General features: G+C 73.1%; 15 protein-coding genes, 1 tRNA gene and 1 pseudogene. 3 read left to right on the top strand and 14 right to left on the bottom strand.

Features of this window, described 5'->3' with window-relative positions:
- Window positions 1-51: 51 nt before the first annotated feature.
- Window positions 52-1976 (bottom strand): annotated as a pseudogene (locus tag QPK52_RS12175) (MFS transporter); the annotation flags it as partial.
- A gap of 189 nt (window positions 1977-2165) precedes the next feature.
- On the bottom strand, window positions 2166-2663 hold the full coding sequence (locus tag QPK52_RS12170; RefSeq protein WP_410537481.1) for a MarR family winged helix-turn-helix transcriptional regulator: 498 nt from the start codon (window positions 2661-2663) through the stop codon (window positions 2166-2168).
- Between the two features lie 211 nt (window positions 2664-2874).
- Here QPK52_RS12170 and QPK52_RS12165 point away from each other — a divergent pair, with 211 nt between their 5' ends.
- Window positions 2875-3081 carry a hypothetical protein gene (locus tag QPK52_RS12165; protein ID WP_410537480.1) on the top strand — a complete coding sequence of 69 codons (207 nt, stop codon included), beginning with the start codon at window positions 2875-2877 and terminating at the stop codon, window positions 3079-3081.
- A 201-nt stretch (window positions 3082-3282) separates the two neighbouring features.
- Here QPK52_RS12165 and QPK52_RS12160 read toward each other — a convergent pair whose 3' ends face one another.
- The 7 genes from QPK52_RS12160 to QPK52_RS12130 form a co-directional block, all read right to left on the bottom strand.
- The gene (locus QPK52_RS12160; protein WP_410537478.1) at window positions 3283-4134 is read right to left on the bottom strand and encodes an RNA polymerase sigma factor SigF; all 852 of its coding nucleotides are present in this window, start codon (window positions 4132-4134) and stop codon (window positions 3283-3285) included.
- A gap of 202 nt (window positions 4135-4336) precedes the next feature.
- Window positions 4337-5155, bottom strand: a complete 819-nt coding sequence (locus QPK52_RS12155; RefSeq protein ID WP_410537477.1) for an RNA polymerase sigma factor SigF — start codon at window positions 5153-5155, stop codon at window positions 4337-4339.
- A gap of 192 nt (window positions 5156-5347) precedes the next feature.
- Window positions 5348-5542: a hypothetical protein gene (locus tag QPK52_RS12150; protein WP_410537476.1), complete on the bottom strand. Its 195-nt coding sequence runs from the start codon at window positions 5540-5542 to the stop codon at window positions 5348-5350.
- 182 nt (window positions 5543-5724) lie between these two features.
- A tRNA-Ser gene (locus tag QPK52_RS12145) sits at window positions 5725-5811 on the bottom strand.
- A gap of 10 nt (window positions 5812-5821) precedes the next feature.
- Window positions 5822-6343 (bottom strand): tRNA adenosine(34) deaminase TadA, encoded by a 522-nt coding sequence (tadA, locus tag QPK52_RS12140; RefSeq protein ID WP_410540308.1) that lies wholly within the window; start codon window positions 6341-6343, stop codon window positions 5822-5824.
- A gap of 292 nt (window positions 6344-6635) precedes the next feature.
- Entirely contained in the window at window positions 6636-7208 is a 573-nt protein-coding gene (locus tag QPK52_RS12135; protein ID WP_410537475.1) for a hypothetical protein, read from the bottom strand.
- A gap of 129 nt (window positions 7209-7337) precedes the next feature.
- Window positions 7338-7655, bottom strand: a complete 318-nt coding sequence (locus tag QPK52_RS12130; protein WP_410537474.1) for a hypothetical protein — start codon at window positions 7653-7655, stop codon at window positions 7338-7340.
- A 95-nt stretch (window positions 7656-7750) separates the two neighbouring features.
- Between QPK52_RS12130 and upp the strand changes: the two genes are divergently transcribed.
- A complete protein-coding gene (gene upp / locus QPK52_RS12125; RefSeq protein ID WP_093657319.1) occupies window positions 7751-8386 on the top strand; it encodes a uracil phosphoribosyltransferase in 636 nt (211 codons plus the stop codon).
- A gap of 54 nt (window positions 8387-8440) precedes the next feature.
- On the opposite strand, the gene QPK52_RS12120 is transcribed toward upp, so the two are convergent.
- From QPK52_RS12120 to QPK52_RS12105, 4 genes are all read right to left on the bottom strand, one after another.
- The gene (locus QPK52_RS12120; protein ID WP_410537473.1) at window positions 8441-9205 is read right to left on the bottom strand and encodes a LytR C-terminal domain-containing protein; all 765 of its coding nucleotides are present in this window, start codon (window positions 9203-9205) and stop codon (window positions 8441-8443) included.
- 108 nt (window positions 9206-9313) lie between these two features.
- Window positions 9314-9610 (bottom strand): type II toxin-antitoxin system VapB family antitoxin, encoded by a 297-nt coding sequence (locus QPK52_RS12115; protein WP_031508611.1) that lies wholly within the window; start codon window positions 9608-9610, stop codon window positions 9314-9316.
- 221 nt (window positions 9611-9831) lie between these two features.
- The gene (locus QPK52_RS12110) at window positions 9832-11403 is read right to left on the bottom strand and encodes a M28 family metallopeptidase (protein ID WP_410537472.1); all 1572 of its coding nucleotides are present in this window, start codon (window positions 11401-11403) and stop codon (window positions 9832-9834) included.
- A 308-nt stretch (window positions 11404-11711) separates the two neighbouring features.
- On the bottom strand, window positions 11712-12971 hold the full coding sequence (locus QPK52_RS12105) for an FAD-binding protein (protein ID WP_410537471.1): 1260 nt from the start codon (window positions 12969-12971) through the stop codon (window positions 11712-11714).
- A 192-nt stretch (window positions 12972-13163) separates the two neighbouring features.
- Between QPK52_RS12105 and QPK52_RS12100 the strand changes: the two genes are divergently transcribed.
- On the top strand, window positions 13164-14000 hold the full coding sequence (locus QPK52_RS12100; protein WP_410537470.1) for a patatin-like phospholipase family protein: 837 nt from the start codon (window positions 13164-13166) through the stop codon (window positions 13998-14000).
- Between the two features lie 12 nt (window positions 14001-14012).
- On the opposite strand, the gene QPK52_RS12095 is transcribed toward QPK52_RS12100, so the two are convergent.
- Window positions 14013-16301 (bottom strand): rhamnogalacturonan lyase, encoded by a 2289-nt coding sequence (locus QPK52_RS12095; protein ID WP_410537469.1) that lies wholly within the window; start codon window positions 16299-16301, stop codon window positions 14013-14015.
- Window position 16302 lies beyond the last annotated feature (1 nt).

Below are 16302 nucleotides of genomic sequence, written 5' to 3'. Positions count from 1 at the left end.
TCCCGTAGGGGGCACGGTGAGCTGACACCCGCCTACGGATCAGAAGGTTGCAGGTTCGAATCCTGCCGAGCGCGCAGCAGTGAGAGGCCCTGCCGGGTACGGCGGGGCCTCTCGCATGTGCGCCGGAGGCGAGGGGGCTTGGGACCTGCTGCCCGCGATAGCCCGCCGGGAGGCAGTCGTTCGCCCGGAGCGGGGATTTGTCGTACCGCGATGTTTCACGGGAAACATCGGGACCCGTCCGGCCGACGCCCCGGCAGGGTGAGCGCCCCGAGCAGGGCCGGAACCGCGTACGCGGTTCCGGCCCTGCGGGGACTGCCGGGTGGCGGGAGTCAGACGGTCCGGCCGGTGGTGGCGGTGGCCTTCTCCGGCTGCCGCTCCTCCTCCCCGGCGTCGGTCTGCCCGTCGAGCCGGGTGCGCAGCGGCACCTCCTTGACGAACAGCACCAGCAGCAGTGCGATCACCGCCATCGGCGCGGAGTAGAGGTAGATGTCGGCCACGCCGTGGCCGTATGCGCTCTCGACGACCGTGCGGACCGGGCCCGGGAGGGCGTCCAGATCCGGGATGGCACTGCCGTTGCCGCCGGTCGCGCCCTCGGGCCGGATGCCCAGCTTCGTCATGCCGTCGGTGACGTAGTCGGTGATGCGGTGGGCGAGCACTGCGCCCAGCACCGAGACGCCGACCGCACCGCCGAGGGAGCGGAAGAAGGCGAGTACGGAGCTGGCCGCGCCGAGCTCGGCCAGGGCGACCTGGTTCTGGGTGGCCAGGACGAGGTTCTGCATCATCATGCCGACGCCGGTGCCCAGCAGGGCCATGAAGAGCGCGATCCGCCAGTACGGGGTGTCGTACCGCATGGTGCCCAGCAGGCCGAGCCCGGCCGTCAGCAGGACAGCGCCGGCCACCAGCCACGCCTTCCAGCGGCCGGTACGGGTGATGACCAGGCCGGAGACGGTGGAGGAGAGGAACAGCCCGCCGATCATCGGGATCGTCAGCACGCCGGACATCGTCGGCGACTCGCCGCGGGCGAGCTGGAAGTACTGGCTGAGGAAGACGGTCGCGCCGAACATCGCGATGCCGACGAAGAGCGAGGCCAGCGCGGTGAGCGTGATCGTGCGGTTGCGGAACAGGCTCAGCGGGATGATCGGTTCGGCGGCGCGCGACTCGGTGAGGATGAAGGCCAGGGTCAGCAGGAGCGCGGCGCCGACCATCGTGTACGTCTGCCAGGACAGCCAGTCGTACCGGTCCCCGGCCAGGGTCACCCAGATCAGCAGCAGGGAGACGGCGGCGGTGACGAGGGAGGCGCCCAGCCAGTCCACCTTCACGTTCTCGCGCTTCACCACGGGCAGGTGCAGCGTCTTCTGGAGCACGATCAGGGCGAGGACGGCGAAGGGCACGCCGACGTAGAAGCACCAGCGCCAGCCGAGCCAGGAGGCGTCGGTGATCACACCGCCGAGCAGCGGCCCGCCGACGGTGGCGACGGCGAAGGTCGCGCCCAGGTAGCCGCTGTAGCGGCCGCGCTCACGCGGGGGGATCATCGCGGCGATGATGATCTGGGAGAGCGCGGCCAGACCGCCCGCGCCCAGGCCCTGTACCGCCCGGAAGGCGATCAGGGTGGCGGTGTCCTGGGCCAGGCCGGCCCCGGCGGAGGCCAGGACGAAGAGCACCAGGGCCGACTGGACCAGCATCTTCTTGCTGTAGAGGTCGGCGAGTTTGCCCCACAGCGGGGTGGAGGCGGTCATGGTCAGCAGCGCCGCCGTGACCACCCAGGTGTACGCGCTCTGGCCGCCGCCCAGGTCCGAGATGATCCGGGGAAGGGCGTTGGAGACGACCGTCGAGGACAGGACCGAGACGAACATGCCGAGCAGCAGCCCGGACAGCGCCTCCATGATCTGGCGGTGCGTCATGGGCACCTGTTCGGCGCCCGGGGCGGTACGGGCGGTGTCGCCCTTCAGTGCCTCCGAGGGTGTGGACGTTGCCATGCGCTCCTTGCTTTCCGTGTCTCTTCCGGCGTCGGGCGGCGTGTCACGGCACGCCGTGGGTCTGCGGTCCGGGCGGCCTGTGCCCGGGCACGGCGGGGCGGGCCTCGGCGGTACAGCGGTTCGGCGGTTCGGGCCCGGTGGTGCTTGAGGTGCGTGGGGGTACGTGCGGTACGTGAGGTGCGCGGGTGATCAGTCGTGCGCGGCGGCCGCGTGCTGCGGAGGGAGGTGGCGGGTGCCGCGGGCGGTACGGCAGCCGCAGCCGCAGTCGCCGAAGCTCGCGCGCAGTCGCGCCAGCAGCTCGGTGAGACGGGCCACATCCTCTTCCGGCCAGTCGCCGAGGAGGTGCGCGAGCGTGTCGCTGGTGCGGCGGTGCATCTCGGCCAGCATCCGCTCGCCGCTCCCGGTCAGCCGCAGCAGCCGGACCCGGCCGTCGAGGGGATCGGGCCGGCGGTCGACCCAGCCGCGCTCGACCGCGTACGCGACATGGCGGCTGGTGACGGACATGTCGATGGCCATCAGATCGGCGAGCTGTGTCATCCGCAGCTCACCGTGCCGCCCCAGCAGTGTCAGCACGACCGCGGGCGCGGGCGGGCAGTCGTGCGGCAGGTTGCGGGCCAGCTCGCGCCGGACGGTGCCGACGGAGCCCAGTTCCCGGGCCAGGTCCTCGTAGAAGGTGTGTGCTGTCACCGGGTCCTCCTCACGGCCGCAGAGATCGTTGCTTAGTGCAAGCATATGTTCGTTGGTTGCCTCAAGCAAATAAAATCGGATGTGAGGGGGCAAACAGTTCCCCAAGAGCAGGTGTGCCGTACGTCAAGCGCCGCGGCGGCCGTCGTGCCGGCGGAGCGGGTGCGCGACCGGGGGTGACCGGCGCCGGGCCCGTTCGCTAGGGTCCGGAGGCATGGCTCACAACCCTCATGCACCCCAGGGTCCGGCAGGCGGCCACGACCCGGCCGGCAGCACCCAGATGTTCCGCGCCTTCGTCGACGAGGACGGGCCGCGCCCGCCCGCCGCGACTCCGTCCTCCGGCCCCAGGGTCGGTCTGATCGTGGGGATCGTCGCGGTCCTCGCGGTCATCGCGGCGGTCGTCTGGTTCGCCCTCTCCTGAGCGCTTCCGGGCGGGGCCCCGTGCCGCGCCGCTCCGCGGGCGACCGGAGACGGGGGCCGCGGAGGAGACGGAAGTGAACGCGGACAGCCGCCGGGACGGTGTCGTACCGTCCCGGCGGCTGTCCGCGTCTTCGTGTCGGTCTTCGTGTCGCGTCTTCGCGCAGCGCTTTCGCGCCGGTCCGCCCCGCGCGGGGGCGGACCGTCACTCCTCCGAGATCAGACCCTCTCTGAGCTGCGCGAGCGTACGGGTCAGCAGGCGCGAGACGTGCATCTGGGAGATGCCGACCCGCTCACCGATCTGCGACTGCGTCATGTTCCCGAAGAAGCGCAGCATGATGATCTGCCGCTCGCGCGGCGGGAGCTTGGCGAGCAGAGGCTTGAGCGACTCGCGGTACTCCACGCCCTCCAGCGCGCTGTCCTCGTACCCCAGCCGGTCCGCGAGGGAGCCCTCGCCGCCCTCCTCCTCCGGGGCGGGGGAGTCCAGGGAGCTGGCCGTGTAGGCGTTGCCCACGGCCAGCCCGTCCACCACGTCCTCCTCGGACACCCCGAGGGCGGCGGCCAGTTCGGCCACCGTCGGGGAGCGGTCGAGCTTCTGCGACAGTTCGTCGCCGGCCTTGGTGAGCGCCAGGCGCAGCTCCTGCAGGCGCCGGGGGACGCGCACCGACCAGGAGGTGTCCCGGAAGAAGCGCTTGATCTCGCCGACGACCGTCGGCATCGCGAACGTCGGGAACTCCACGCCCCGTTCGCAGTCGAAGCGGTCGATGGCCTTGATCAGGCCGATGGTGCCGACCTGGACGATGTCCTCCATCGGCTCGTTGCGGCTGCGGAAGCGGGCCGCCGCGTACCGCACGAGCGGGAGGTTCAACTCGATGAGGGTGTCTCGGACGTAGACGCGTTCCGGGCTGTCGGCGTCGAGCGTGGCGAGCCGCTGGAACAGGGAGCGGGAGAGGGTCCGGGTGTCGATGGCGTCGCAGTCTGAGGGAACGTACGGTGCGTCGTCGGCCTTGGTGTCGGGCTCGGCGAGCACCTTCGAGCTGCCCAGTTCTACGGACATGCCACCCCCTTGAGGTCGCGGACGGATCGCGGCGGCACCCTCGGGTGTGAGGGAGGCACCTCCCGGTCAATACCGGCGGCGCCGTCGCGGCAAACGCACTTCTCGCAGAATGTCACAAGTCAGCAACACGACGTAGCCCCTTGTCGATAAAACTGCACAGCTCGGGATGGTGATGCGCCCGTACGGGTGTCACCCGAAAGGGTTACGCGTCGATTGAGTTTGCGGCACGGAGCCGGGCGAAGCTCCGCGACAGCAGCCGGGACACGTGCATCTGCGACACACCCAGCTCCGCGCTGATCTGCGACTGCGTCAGGTTCCGGTAGTACCGCAGCAGCAGGATCCGCTGCTCCCGCTCGGGGAGCTGGACGAGCAGGTGCCGCACCAGATCGCGGTGCTCCACGCCGTCCAGGGCCGGGTCCTCGTAGCCGAGCCGGTCGATCAGCCCGGGCATGCCGTCGTCGCGCTCCTGGGCGGCCTCCAGGGAGGTGGCGCGGTAGGCGCGCCCGGCCTCCAGGCAGGCCAGCACGTCCTCCTCGGCGATCCGCAGCCGCTCGGCGATCTCGGCGGTAGTGGGGGAGCGGCCGTGCAGCACGGTCAGGTCCTCCGTCGCGCTGCTGACCTGCACCCACATCTCGTGCAGCCGGCGCGGCACGTGCACGGTGCGGACGTTGTCGCGGAAGTAGCGCCGGATCTCGCCGACGATCGTCGGCATGGCGAAGGTGGGGAACTGCACCCCCCGCCCGGGGTCGAAGCGGTCGATGGCGTTGATCAGGCCGATGGTGCCGACCTGGACGATGTCCTCCATCGGTTCGTTGCGGCTGCGGAAGCGGGCGGCGACGTAGCGGACGAGGGGGAGGTTGGCCTCGATGAGGGCCCCGCGCACCCGGTCGTGCTCGGAGGAGCCGGGCTCCAGGCCGGAGAGCCGCTCGAAGAGCACCTGGGTCAGGGCGCGGGTCTCCGCGCTCCGACGGCTGGGGGCTGCCCCCGTCGGGATCCGGGGAAGGGTCTGCGTGGCCGCCACCGTTCGTCCAACCCCTTTACGGTTGTCTCATCCGGCAAAAGCGGTCATAGCATCACAAGGTATATGCACTGTGGGCAAGCACCGCATAACTTCGTGTTGTTGCGGTGCGCGCACGGCGGACGGCCGTCCGGGGGGTGCCTCCGGAATGACGGGGGCGGGGCACGTACGGGTGAACTCGTACGGGCGGTCCGTTCAGTTCACCAGTTCGGTCATGAAGGTCCCGACGCCCTTCGCGGCGCTGGAGATGCCCTCGAAGCCGATGCCGACGAGATCGGCGGAGCGGTCGGGGGAGACGATGATCGAGTACAGGATGAAGACGAGGAGTATGTAGAGCACGACCTTCTTCACGTCCACGGCGCTTGCCTCTCCCCGAACATCCCCGAACATCCCGGGTGTCCCCGAACACAGAACCGCCCAAGCGGTTGCGAGAGTCTAACCGGCTGCGACCGGCGCTCCCAGGGGTTGCGCGGGCCGCGCCGTGCGGCGCGGCGGGAGCGGAGAGGGAGCAGGGCGGGCGGGGGCGGGACACGGCGAAGGGCCCCCTCGGGGAGGGGGCCCTTCGACTGCCGCGGTAGCGGTGGGATTTGAACCCACGGTGGAGTTGCCCCCACACTCGCTTTCGAGGCGAGCTCCTTCGGCCGCTCGGACACGCTACCGGGAGGAAGCCTAGCCCATGGTCGGGCGTGCGCCGAAATCGGTTCCGGGGGGAGTGCCGTTCCGGCCCTCCGCGGCCCCCCGCGGCGTACGGGACGGCGTACGGGAGGAGGCGCGGAAGAAGTCGGTGAGCAGCGCCCCGCACTCCCGCGCCAGCACTCCCGAGACCACCTCGGGCCGGTGGTTGAGCCGGCGGTCGCGCACGACGTCCCACAGGGAACCCGCCGCGCCCGCCTTCTCGTCCACCGCTCCGTAGACGACCCTCTCCAGCCGGGACAGCACGATCGCACCCGCGCACATCGTGCACGGCTCCAGCGTCACCACCAGGGTGCAGCCCGACAGCCGCCACTCGCCGACCGCCCGGGCGGCCTCGCGGATCGCCACGACCTCCGCGTGCGCGGTGGGGTCGCCGGTCGCCTCGCGCTCGTTGCGGCCCAGCCCCAGGACCGCGCCGTCCGGGCCCAGGACGACCGCGCCGACGGGCACGTCACCGGTCCCGGGGGCCCGTACGGCCTCGGCCAGGGCGCGGCGCATGGCCGCCCGCCACGGGTCGCGCAGCGGGTCGGCCGTCCCGTCGGGGAAGCCCTGGAGGGTCGGAGGGTCCTGGGGGTCCTGGGGGCTCTGAGGGGCGGGGGAGCCCCGGGAGTCGGAGGGGCCCGGGGAAGGGGCCCGCGGGTCCGGCGGAACGCTCATGCGCCCAGTGTCCCCGCCCCGGCCCCGCGCAGGGCGGGCGGGCACGGCGACGGGGCCCCGCGGGACGCGCGGGGCCGGGGGTGCGGGGCGTACGAGACGTAAGGGGGCGGAGGGCCGGGTGCGGGGGCCCCGGCTACCGGACGGCCTCCAGCATGTCCGTGCAGCCGAGCGCGTCGGCGATCTCGGTCAGCGCGTCCTCGGAGGTCAGCGAGAGCAGCGCCGTGCCGTCCACGCCGAAGTCGGCCAGCAGCTCGACGTCGCCGACCGGCCCCGCCGGAGCACCGGCCCGCGCCGCCGTGTCCTCGTCGTCGCCCCCGCCGTCCCCGGCATCCACGTCCTCGTCGTCCTCCCTGCCGCTCGGCGGCTCGCCGTCCTCCGTGCCGTCGAGGTCCACGAGGAGGTCGAGGTCCTCCTCGCCGCCCGGCTCGCGGCCGAGGAGTTCGTCGGTGAGCAGGATCTCCCCGTAGGAGCTGCGCGCGGCCGCGGCCGCGTCCGAGACGAAGATGCGGGGATCCTCCTCGCCCTCCACCCGGACGACGCCGAACCAGGCGCCCTCCTGTTCGATGCAGACCAGGACCGGCTCATCGTCCTCGGCGGCCTCCCGGGCCAGGTCGGCGAGATCGGCCAGGGTCTCGACCTCGTCGAGTTCCGTGTCGCTCGCTTCCCACCCGTCTTCGGTGCGCGCGAGCAGTGCGGCGAAGTACACCGTGACTCTCCCACTGGTTTCAGGTGCCCGAGTGCTGACGGGACCGCGCCCCGCCCAATCGGAATCGTGGCAGAAACCGGCGCTCCGCGAGAGGTCTTCGACCGTGCGTCGCGTGGGTGTTGCGCCGGACTACCAGCGGAATGTCCTCATTCGCATCGCCTGGCGCATGCGTGCGGTGCGGGCGCGGCGCGGCTGCACCCGTTCGCGCAGGGCCTTGGCCTCGTTCAGTTCGCGCAGGAAGACCGCCCGGCGGCGGCGCCGCTCCGCGTCGCTGTCCGGGGCCACCGGGGTCGCGGGGCTCCCGGTGGCCCGGGCGCCCGTGAGGCGCTCCCCGGACGCCCGGCGGTCCCGCTGGTCCGGGCCCCGCTGGTTCTGGCTCCGCTGGTCCTCGCGTATGAGCGCCCGACGGTCGTCGGGCGTGTCGTCGTGCTGCCTCGGTCCGGTCATACGGCCCACCTCCGGTCGTACCTGTTCACTGTCCCCCGAAAAGGCGCCTGTACGCCAGTGCGAGCGGGAAAAGGGCCTCGGCTACTGTCGACGGCATGCGGATTCACGTCGTCGACCACCCGCTGGTGGCGCACAAACTCACCACGCTGCGCGACGAGCGCACCGACTCCCCGACCTTCCGGCGCCTCGCCGACGAACTGGTGACCCTGCTCGCCTACGAGGCCACCCGGGACGTGCGCATCGAGCCGGTCGACATCAGGACCCCGGTGACGGCCACCACGGGTGTGCGGCTGTCCCACCCGCGCCCCCTGGTGGTGCCGATCCTGCGGGCCGGGCTGGGAATGCTCGACGGGATGGTGCGGCTGCTGCCGACCGCCGAGGTGGGCTTCCTGGGCATGATCCGCGACGAGCGCACCCTCCAGGCGTCCACGTACGCCACCCGGATGCCCGACGACCTCTCCGGGCGCCAGGTGTACGTCCTGGACCCGATGCTGGCCACCGGCGGCACGCTGGTCGCGGCGATCCGGGAGCTGATCCGGCGCGGCGCCGACGACGTCACGGCGCTCTGCCTGCTGGCGGCGCCCGAGGGTGTGGAGCTGATGGAGCGCGAGCTGGCGGGCACGCCGGTGACGGTGGTGACCGCCTCGGTCGACGAGCGGCTCAACGAGGACGGCTACATCGTCCCGGGCCTGGGCGACGCGGGCGACCGCATGTACGGGACGGCCGGCTGACCCGGCCGCCGCGCCGCCCGCCGTGCCCGCCCACCGGGACGCCCACCGGGACGCCTACCGGCAGCCCGAGGGGGAGGGCGAGGGGGAGGGGGAGGCGAGGGCCGCCATGGCCTTGCGCACCTCCTTCTCCTCCGCCAGGGCCTTGAACGCCTTGCCGATCACCAGGTCGATCTCGGTCTTCCCGGCGCCCTTGCCGGGGTCCTTCCTCCCGCTTCCGGCGTCCTGGCTCCTCCCGGCGTCTTCGGCGGCCCCGCGCTCGACGGCCCTGACCTCCGCCCCGGGCAACTGGGCGAGCAGGACGTCGAACGCGCCGTTCCCGTACGCGGCGGGCGGGCCCATCAGCAGCCCGGTCTCCTTCACCTTCTTGTCGAGGGAGGCCGGGGCGTTGGCCACCTCGCCGATGGTGAAGCCGCGCTTCTCCAGCGCGTCCGCCGTCTTCCTGGCCAGGCCGCTGCGGGTGGTGGCGTTGTAGACGTTGACGGTGACGGCGGACGGCTTCGGCAGGGCGCTCGGTGCGGCGCCGGAGCCGTCCGCGGAGCGCGCCGCGACGCCGCTCCCGCCGTCCTTCCCGCTCCCGCCGGTCCCTTCGCCGGAGGGCTCGCAGCCGCGGCCGTCGGCCGCCGCCCGCACCTTCGTGCCGCCGCCCGTGAAGGCGTCGAGGAGCTGCACCGTCCCCCAGGAGAGCACACCGAGGGCGGCGGTCGCCGCGACCGAGGCGGCGACGATCCTGCGGCGCCTGCGCGGGCGCCGCATCCGCGGGTAGCTGTCACCCGTGATGCGGTACTTGCCGCCCATGCCGGGGGGAGTGAGCATGCTCATGGGCGCAGCGTAGTGCGGAGACGGCGTAATGCCTACTAAACGATCAATGCGCCCACCGCAGTCGGCCCCGAAAGGGCCAACGCGCCCCGCACGGCGTGGCCCGGGGCGTCAGTCGAGTTCGAGTACCCGGGCGTGCAGCACCTGCCGCTGCTGGAGGGCCGCGCGTACGGCGCGGTGGAGGCCGTCCTCCAGATAGAGGTCCCCGTTCCACTTCACGACGTGCGCGAACAGATCGCCGTAGAAGGTGGAGTCCTCGGCGAGCAGGGTCTCCAGGTCGAGCTGGCCCTTGGTGGTGACGAGCTGGTCAAGACGCACCGGGCGTGGGGCGACATCCGCCCACTGGCGGGTGCTCTCCCGGCCGTGGTCGGGGTACGGCCGCCCGTTTCCGATTCGCTTGAAGATCACACGGAAAGCCTACCGGCCCGGCGGCGCGGGGCGCAGCCTTCCGGCGGAGGGTCGGGGCGTGTTCCGGCTTCGCGCGCCGCCGGGCGCCGGTCTGCGCGCCGCCGGGGCACACGGCGCGGAAAGGCGCCGCGGGCGCCGGGGCATGTGCCCCGGCGCCCGCGGCGGGGTGCCTTACGGCTGTACGTCCGTGGGACGTACGCGGGATTCCCGGCGGGTGCCCGTCAGGAGGCCAGCTCGTGGTCGTGGTCGTGCAGACCGCCACCGCTGCCCGCGGTGCCCTTGGTGGGCTCGAAGGGCACGTCCTTCGTCAGGGAGGAGGTGTCCCAGGCGTAGTTGCCCACGGCGTTCGCGATCACGTCGACGTTGATGCCGAGCGCCTTCTTGCTGACGTTGCCCATGTCGTCGCAAGCCTGGTGGTAGCACTCGTCGTACGCGACGCCGGCCTTGCCGCCCCACAGAGCGGCCTCCTCCTCGCTCTTGAGGCCCTCGGCGCCGGTGAAGGTGCCGCCGGAGGGGATGCCGACCTCGATGAACGGACCGTAGTCGGAGCGGCCGGTGAAGTCGGTGCCGCGCGGCTCGTGGCCCTGCGAGCGCATGAAGGTGTTGATCGCGTGCTCCAGCTGCGCCGAGCCCTCGGGGCCCGGGCCGGCGCCGACGCCGTCGGAGTCGTCGCCGTCGTAGACGAACAGGCCGTAGTTCGGCGAGGCGATCATGTCGAAGTTGAGGTAGAGGGCGATCTTCTCGCGCTCGGCCTCCGGCAGGCTGGTCACGTAGTGCTCGGAGCCCTGCAGACCCACCTCCTCGGCGGACCACAGCGCGAAGCGCACCTTGTTGGCGTGCTTGCCCTTGCGGTCGGCCTTGGCGAGCTGGAGGGCGGCCTCCAGGATGCCGGCGGAGCCGGAGGCGTTGTCGTTGATGCCCGGTCCGTCGGCGACGGAGTCCAGGTGGGCGCCGAACATCACCACGTTGTCCTCGTCGCCGCCGCGGGTCTCGGCGATGACGTTGGGCGTGGAGCGGGTCTCGTGGAACTCGCGGATCTCCATGGCGACGGTGACGGTGCCCTGGGCGGCTTCGGCCGCCAGCGCCTCACCGGCCTCCTGGGTGATGCCGCCGGTGGGGATGCGGCCGGCGGAGGCGTCGCCGAGGGTGCCGTTGAGGTCCCCTTCGGTGTTGTTGTAGATGATCGCGCCGACCGCGCCGGCGTCGGCGGCGTTCGCCTGCTTGTCGGCGAAGGTGCAGCCGCCGCGCTTGATCAGGGCGATCTTGCCGGTGAAGTCGCCGGAGGCGAAGTCGTCGGCGGTGCAGCCGGTGGTGCCGTCGGCGTCCACGGGCACGGCCGCGAGAGCGGCCTCGATGCCGCCCTCGGGGGTGCTCGCGGTGTACGTCATCAGCTTGACGGGGACGTCGCGCTGAGTGGGGCTCAGGACCGACAGCTTCTCCGCGAGCGTCTCGCGGTAGACGAAGTCGAAGTTCTGGTAGGTGACCTCGTAGCCGGCGAGCTTGAGCAGGGTGCCGGCGTACTTCGCCGACCAGTCGTAGCCGGCGGAGCCGGCGGCGCGGTTGTCGTTCTTGGCGTCGGCGATCGCCTGGAACGCCCGCAGGTGCCTCATGGCGCCGTCGGCGCTGGCCTTCTCGACCAGCTGCCTCGCCAGCTTCTCACCCTGCTTGCCGGGATCGGGCTTGGCCACGGCGGAGGTGGCGGAGGCGGCGAGCAGCAGGGGGGTGGCGAGGGACGCGGCGGCGGTGGCCGCGATGATTCTGCGCTTCCTGCCTCTGCGGAGAGGTGCGTGCACGGGAGGATCCTTCCGGTGCGGACAGCTGGGACGGGCTGTTCGACGTGGGGGATTACGTGTCCGGGTTACGGACGCGGTGGAAGGGAAGGTAGCGACTGGGCGGCGCTGAGGGAATGTTCCCGGCGCAACTGGCCCGTTTTGGGGGAAGTGATCCGCCCGCACGCCGGGGGCAAACCCGTCCGATCCCGGGAATGCGGGACACAGGCCTCACGCCGCCCGCCGCCGCTCCCTTCCCCGGCCGGCGGCCGTCGCCGTCTTCGGCCGACGGCCGCCCGCCCGCTGACCGGCCGTCGACTGCCCGCCGCCGGCTACCGGTTGCGGGGAAAGCAACGGTCGATCAGCGCATTGCGGAACACGCCCTCCGGGTCGAAGCGTTCCAGCAGCGCCCGGAAGTCCTCCCAGCGCGCGTACGAGGCGCTCAGCGCCTCCGCCTCCATGGACGACAGCTTCCCCCAGTGGGGGCGCGCGTCGAAGGGCGCGAGCGCCTCCTCGACGCGGAGCAGCACGGGGGCGACGGCGGCGGCGTCGGACGTCCAGGTGAAGTGGAGGGCGACGCTGTCGCGGCCGTGGGCGGGGCTGAGCCAGTGCGGATCGGCGGCCACGGTGCGTATCTCGGAGACCTGCAGCACGGGGGCGAGCAGCGGTCCGAGCTCCCGCAGCGCCGCGAAGGCCTCGCCCGCGCGGTCGGCGGGCACGAAGTACTCCGACTGGAGCTCGTCCCCGGCGCTGGGCATGAAGCCGGAGCGGAAGTGCGGCAGCCGCTCGTCCCACGGCCCGGGCACGCCCTGCTGCTCGGTGGCGTTCTCCGTCGGCATCCCCTCGATCGGGTGACGGGGGCCGTCGGCGGGCCGGGCGCCGGTCCGGGCGAGGTCGGGCAGCGGATCGACGGTGCGGCGCTTGACCCACACCCGCGCCGGACCGGCCCAGTCGGTGAAGACGCTGACGCTGTACGCGGCGCCGAACACCTCCTCCGGGTGCTCCGTCAGCACCGACCAGGGCAGCCCCTCGTGGACGTACTGCTCCACCTCGAACGCCGGGCACGCCTCCACGGTGAGGGCGGTGACCGCGCCCAGGGCGCCGAGCGAGACCACGACCCCCTCGAAGCCCTCGTCGCCGCGCGAGACGGTGACCTGCGAGCCGTCCGCCGTGACCAGCTCCACCGACCGTACGGCGGCGGCCAGCGTGCCGCCGGTGTGCCCCGAGCCGTGGGTGCCGGTGGCGTACGCCCCGGCGAGGGTGAAGTGCGGGGTGGACGGCAGGTTCGGCAGGGCGAGCCCGTGCCGCCGCAGCACCGGGCACAGCTCGCCGAACCGGACCGCGCCGGCGACCCGGACGGTGCCGGAGGCCGGGTCCGCCTCGATCGCGCGGGGCAGTTCGTCGAGGGTGACCAGATCGCCGGTGGTGTCGGCGATCCGGTTGAAGGAGTGGCCCGAGCCCAGCACCCGTACGCGGTCGGACGCCGCGACGATCTCCCGGAGCCGGTCCGGTGTCGCCGGGCGGTGCAGGGTCCGGGCGGCGAACTCGACGTTCCCGGCCCAGTTGGTCGGCTTGGTCGGCGTCGCGGCCATGGGGTCTCCAGCCTTGTGGGATCGATCGGCCGTGCGAGCGTATGCCACCGGTGCGACGGCCGGTGCGGGGGCGGGGAGCGGCGGAGGCGGCGGTGGGGAGACGGCGGCTTCCGGCAGGCGGCGGTGGGTAGGCGGGAACGGCCGACGGAGGAGGGCGGCGCGAGGGCGGGGGAGAGGGAGGAGGCCGGTACCGTGGCGGAGAGAGCGCTCGTACTGGGCAGCGGTGGGCACGCGGGCGGGGCGTGGCAGGTGGGGGTGCTGGCCGGGCTGGCCGCCGCCGGTGTGGACCTCGCCCGCGCCGACACGGTGATCGGCACCTCGGCGGGGGCCGTGGTCGGCGCCCGGCTGGCGGCCGGGGAGCATCCGGAGGAACTCCACCGGCGGCAGTCGGAGGTGGAGGCGGCCGGCCCGGAGGCGCGGATCACCCCCGGCGCGGCACTGGGGTTCCTGCGGGCGCAGCTCGGCCGGCGCACCCCGGAGGCGGTGGCGCGGCGGCTGGGGCGGATGGCGCTGGGGGCGCGCACGGCTTCCGGCGAGGGGGTGCTGGAGGCGATGGCCGCCCTGCTGCCGGTACGGGAGTGGCCGGATTCGCTGCGCGTGACCGCCGTGGACGCGCACACCGGGGCGCTGGAGGCATTCCACTCCGGCAGCGGCGCCGACCTGCTCCGGGCGGTCGCCGCGAGCTGCGCGATGCCGGGTCTGTGGCCGCCGGTCGCCCTGCGCGGGCGATGGTGGATCGACGGCGGCGTGCGGTCGACGACCAACGCCGACCTGGCGCTCGGCCACCGGCGGGTGGTGGTGCTCGCCCCGCTGCCCAGGGCGTTCGGGCCGGGGCCGAGGGCCGAGCGGCTCGCCGCCCTGCTGCGCGCCGAGGGGGCTGAGGTCGCGCTGCTCGTTCCGGACGCCGCCGCCCGCCGGGCGTTCGGCCGCAACCCCCTGGACGCCTCCCGCCGGGCGGCCTGCGCACGTGCGGGACGTGCGCAGGCCGCCGCCCAAGCGCGGGCCGTGGCCGGTGTCTGGCACGGCTGAGCGGCCGGGGGCCTACCGGCGGCCGGGCACGCGCGCGCCGGGCACGGGCACCCGCGACCAGTCCGTGCCCGACCCCAGGTGGAAGGACGGGTACGCGGGCTGGTTGTACGTCGTCTGCTGCCGCGCCACCTCGACCCGGTACTGCGGGTCGTGCATCAGCGTGTACAGCTTGCGGTCGGTCACCTCGGTGCTGGTGTAGAGCCGTATCGCCGAGCTGTCGGCGGTGCGCACCAGCAGCTCCTCGCGCCAGTCGCCGAGGACGTCGGCCACCAGCGAGGGGTTGCCCTTGGTGCCGTTGTTGGTGCGGGTCCCCCCGGCGGTCAGCAGCGCGCCGCGCCGCCAGTCCCTGATCACCGGGGTGTTCTCGCCGGCGCCCTCCACGATCTGCGTGGTCATGTCGGCCGCCCAGCGGATGCTCATGTCGGTGCCCGGAGTGGCGTCGCCGAGCCGCCGCCCGTCCGCGCTCCACAGGCCGACGCCGCCCGAGCCCCAGGTCTCCAGGCCCGGCTGAGCCGGGTCGATGTCGCCGACCATGCCGCGGCCGGTGTCCACGCCGGTGTAGCCGCCGTACAGCACCTCGCCGGTGGCGGCGTCGCGCAGCGCGTGGCCGTAGGGGGCCCAGCGCCCGCCCTCGTGGACGGTGTGGATCTCCAGGCCGGGCCGTTCCGGGTCGATGTCGGCGACGTGTATGGCGTCGCCGTGGCCGAGCCGCACGCTCTGCCCCGGCACGGCGCTCTCGGGCGGGGCCTCGGCGAAGGAGCTGTAGAGCAGGGAACCGTCGTCGTCGAGGGTGGCCGCGCCGTAGACGATCTCCTGGCGGCCGTCGCCGTCCACGTCCGCCGCGCTCAGGGAGTGGAAGCCCTGGGTGGTGAGGGTGCCGTACTCGGGGTCGGTGCCGTCCACGCCGTGCGGGGAGTCGTCGAAGGGGTTGGACATGGGCGTCCAGCCGCTGTCGGCGAGCCATTGGCGCTTCAGGCGCCTCCCGTCCCAGCGGTAGGCGGCCAGGGTGGCGCGCGTGTAGTAGCCGCGGGCGAAGACGGCCGAGGGGTGCTCGCCGTCGAGGTAGGCCACGCCCGCCAGGAAGCGGTCGACGCGGTTGCCCGGCTCGATGCGGCTCATGGCGTAGTCGCCCCACATCAGGCCGTCGTCGTGCCGTCCGGGCTCGTAGCGGACGGTCTGGAGCTCGCGGCCGGTGGCGCCGTCGAACACCGTCAGGTACTCGGGGCCGGTGAGGACGAAGCCCTCGAAGGCGCGCAGGTCGTTGCGGGAGCTGCGGGAGGGGGCGTAGACGTCGATGAAGTGGTCGGCCAGGTCCTCGGCGGCGGCGCGGGAGAGCGGGTAGTCGTGGCGCCGCTCGATGCCGAAGGCCGCCTCCAGGGTGGCGGGCCACCGCCCGGCGGCCACCTCGGGGTGCCCGTGCCAGCCGAGGAACGTCTCCACGATGTGCTCGCGGTAGTCCGCGGCGCTCATCCGGTGGTCGTCGCGGTGGGAGTGGCCGGCGCGGACGTCCTCGCGCGGCATGGTGACGTACCGCTCGGAGACGACGCGGCCGTGCCGGTCGTAGCGGATGCTCTTCGTGCCGGGCGCGGTCTTGACCATCATCTCCGCGCGCCCGTCGCCGTCGAAGTCGTAGACGGGGAACTGGGTGTAGTGGGCGCCCGCGCGGATGTTGACGCCCAGGTCGAGGCGGTGCAGCAGGGTGCCGTCGAAGCGGTAGGTGTCGATGTAGACGTTGCCGGTGTAGCCCTTCTGGGAGACATCCTTGGAGTTGGACGGGTCCCACTTGACGACGTACTCGTAGCTCCCGTCGCCGTCCACGTCGCCGACGCTCATGTCGTTGGCGGAGTAGGTGTACCTCTCCCCGGCGGGGGTGACGCCGTCGGGTGGCCTGCGCAGCGGCAGTTCGGCGTACGACTCCGACCAGGGGGCGACCGTCCGGCCGCGTCCGCCGTCCCTCACCTCGCGGCCGCCGACGACGGGGACGACGCGGTACTCGGAGTCGGGCGGGGCGCCGCGGTCGAGGAAGTTGGTGCTGTCGGTGACGGTCGCGACGGGCTCGCCGTCCCGGTAGACGCGGAAGTCCGGACCGGCCATGCCGGTGGCGGTGGAGCCGGTGGTCTCGGTGCCGAGCAGCCGCCAGCTGAGGAAGACGCCCTCGCCGGTGGCGACGGCGACGAGGCCGCGGTCGAGCTTCTCGAGCTGGACCGACCGCCCCTCGCCGCGCCCGCCGCCGTGCCCCTCGCCGGAGAGGGGGTCCGCCTGGGCCGCCTGGGCCGCGGGGGCGCCGGTGGCGAGCAGCACG

Origin of the sequence: Streptomyces sp. KL2 (genome assembly GCF_046529545.1) — a bacterium.
Taxonomy (GTDB): Bacteria; Actinomycetota; Actinomycetes; order Streptomycetales; family Streptomycetaceae; genus Streptomyces; species Streptomyces radiopugnans.
This window is presented reverse-complemented; position numbering and strand designations above follow the sequence as displayed.

Bases quoted from the DNA above. Each gene is read 5' to 3' on its own strand.
- QPK52_RS12160 (WP_410537478.1), bottom strand. From the start codon at position 4,134: ATGTCCGTAGAACTGGGCAGCTCGAAGGTGCTCGCCGAGCCCGACACC.
- QPK52_RS12165 (WP_410537480.1), top strand. From the start codon at position 2,875: ATGGCTCACAACCCTCATGCACCCCAGGGTCCGGCAGGCGGCCACGAC.
- upp (WP_093657319.1), top strand. From the start codon at position 7,751: ATGCGGATTCACGTCGTCGACCACCCGCTGGTGGCGCACAAACTCACC.
- tadA (WP_410540308.1), bottom strand. From the start codon at position 6,343: ATGCGCCGCGCCCTGGCCGAGGCCGTACGGGCCCCCGGGACCGGTGAC.
- QPK52_RS12120 (WP_410537473.1), bottom strand. From the start codon at position 9,205: ATGAGCATGCTCACTCCCCCCGGCATGGGCGGCAAGTACCGCATCACG.
- QPK52_RS12105 (WP_410537471.1), bottom strand. From the start codon at position 12,971: ATGGCCGCGACGCCGACCAAGCCGACCAACTGGGCCGGGAACGTCGAG.
- QPK52_RS12150 (WP_410537476.1), bottom strand. From the start codon at position 5,542: ATGTTCGGGGATGTTCGGGGAGAGGCAAGCGCCGTGGACGTGAAGAAG.
- QPK52_RS12130 (WP_410537474.1), bottom strand. From the start codon at position 7,655: ATGACCGGACCGAGGCAGCACGACGACACGCCCGACGACCGTCGGGCG.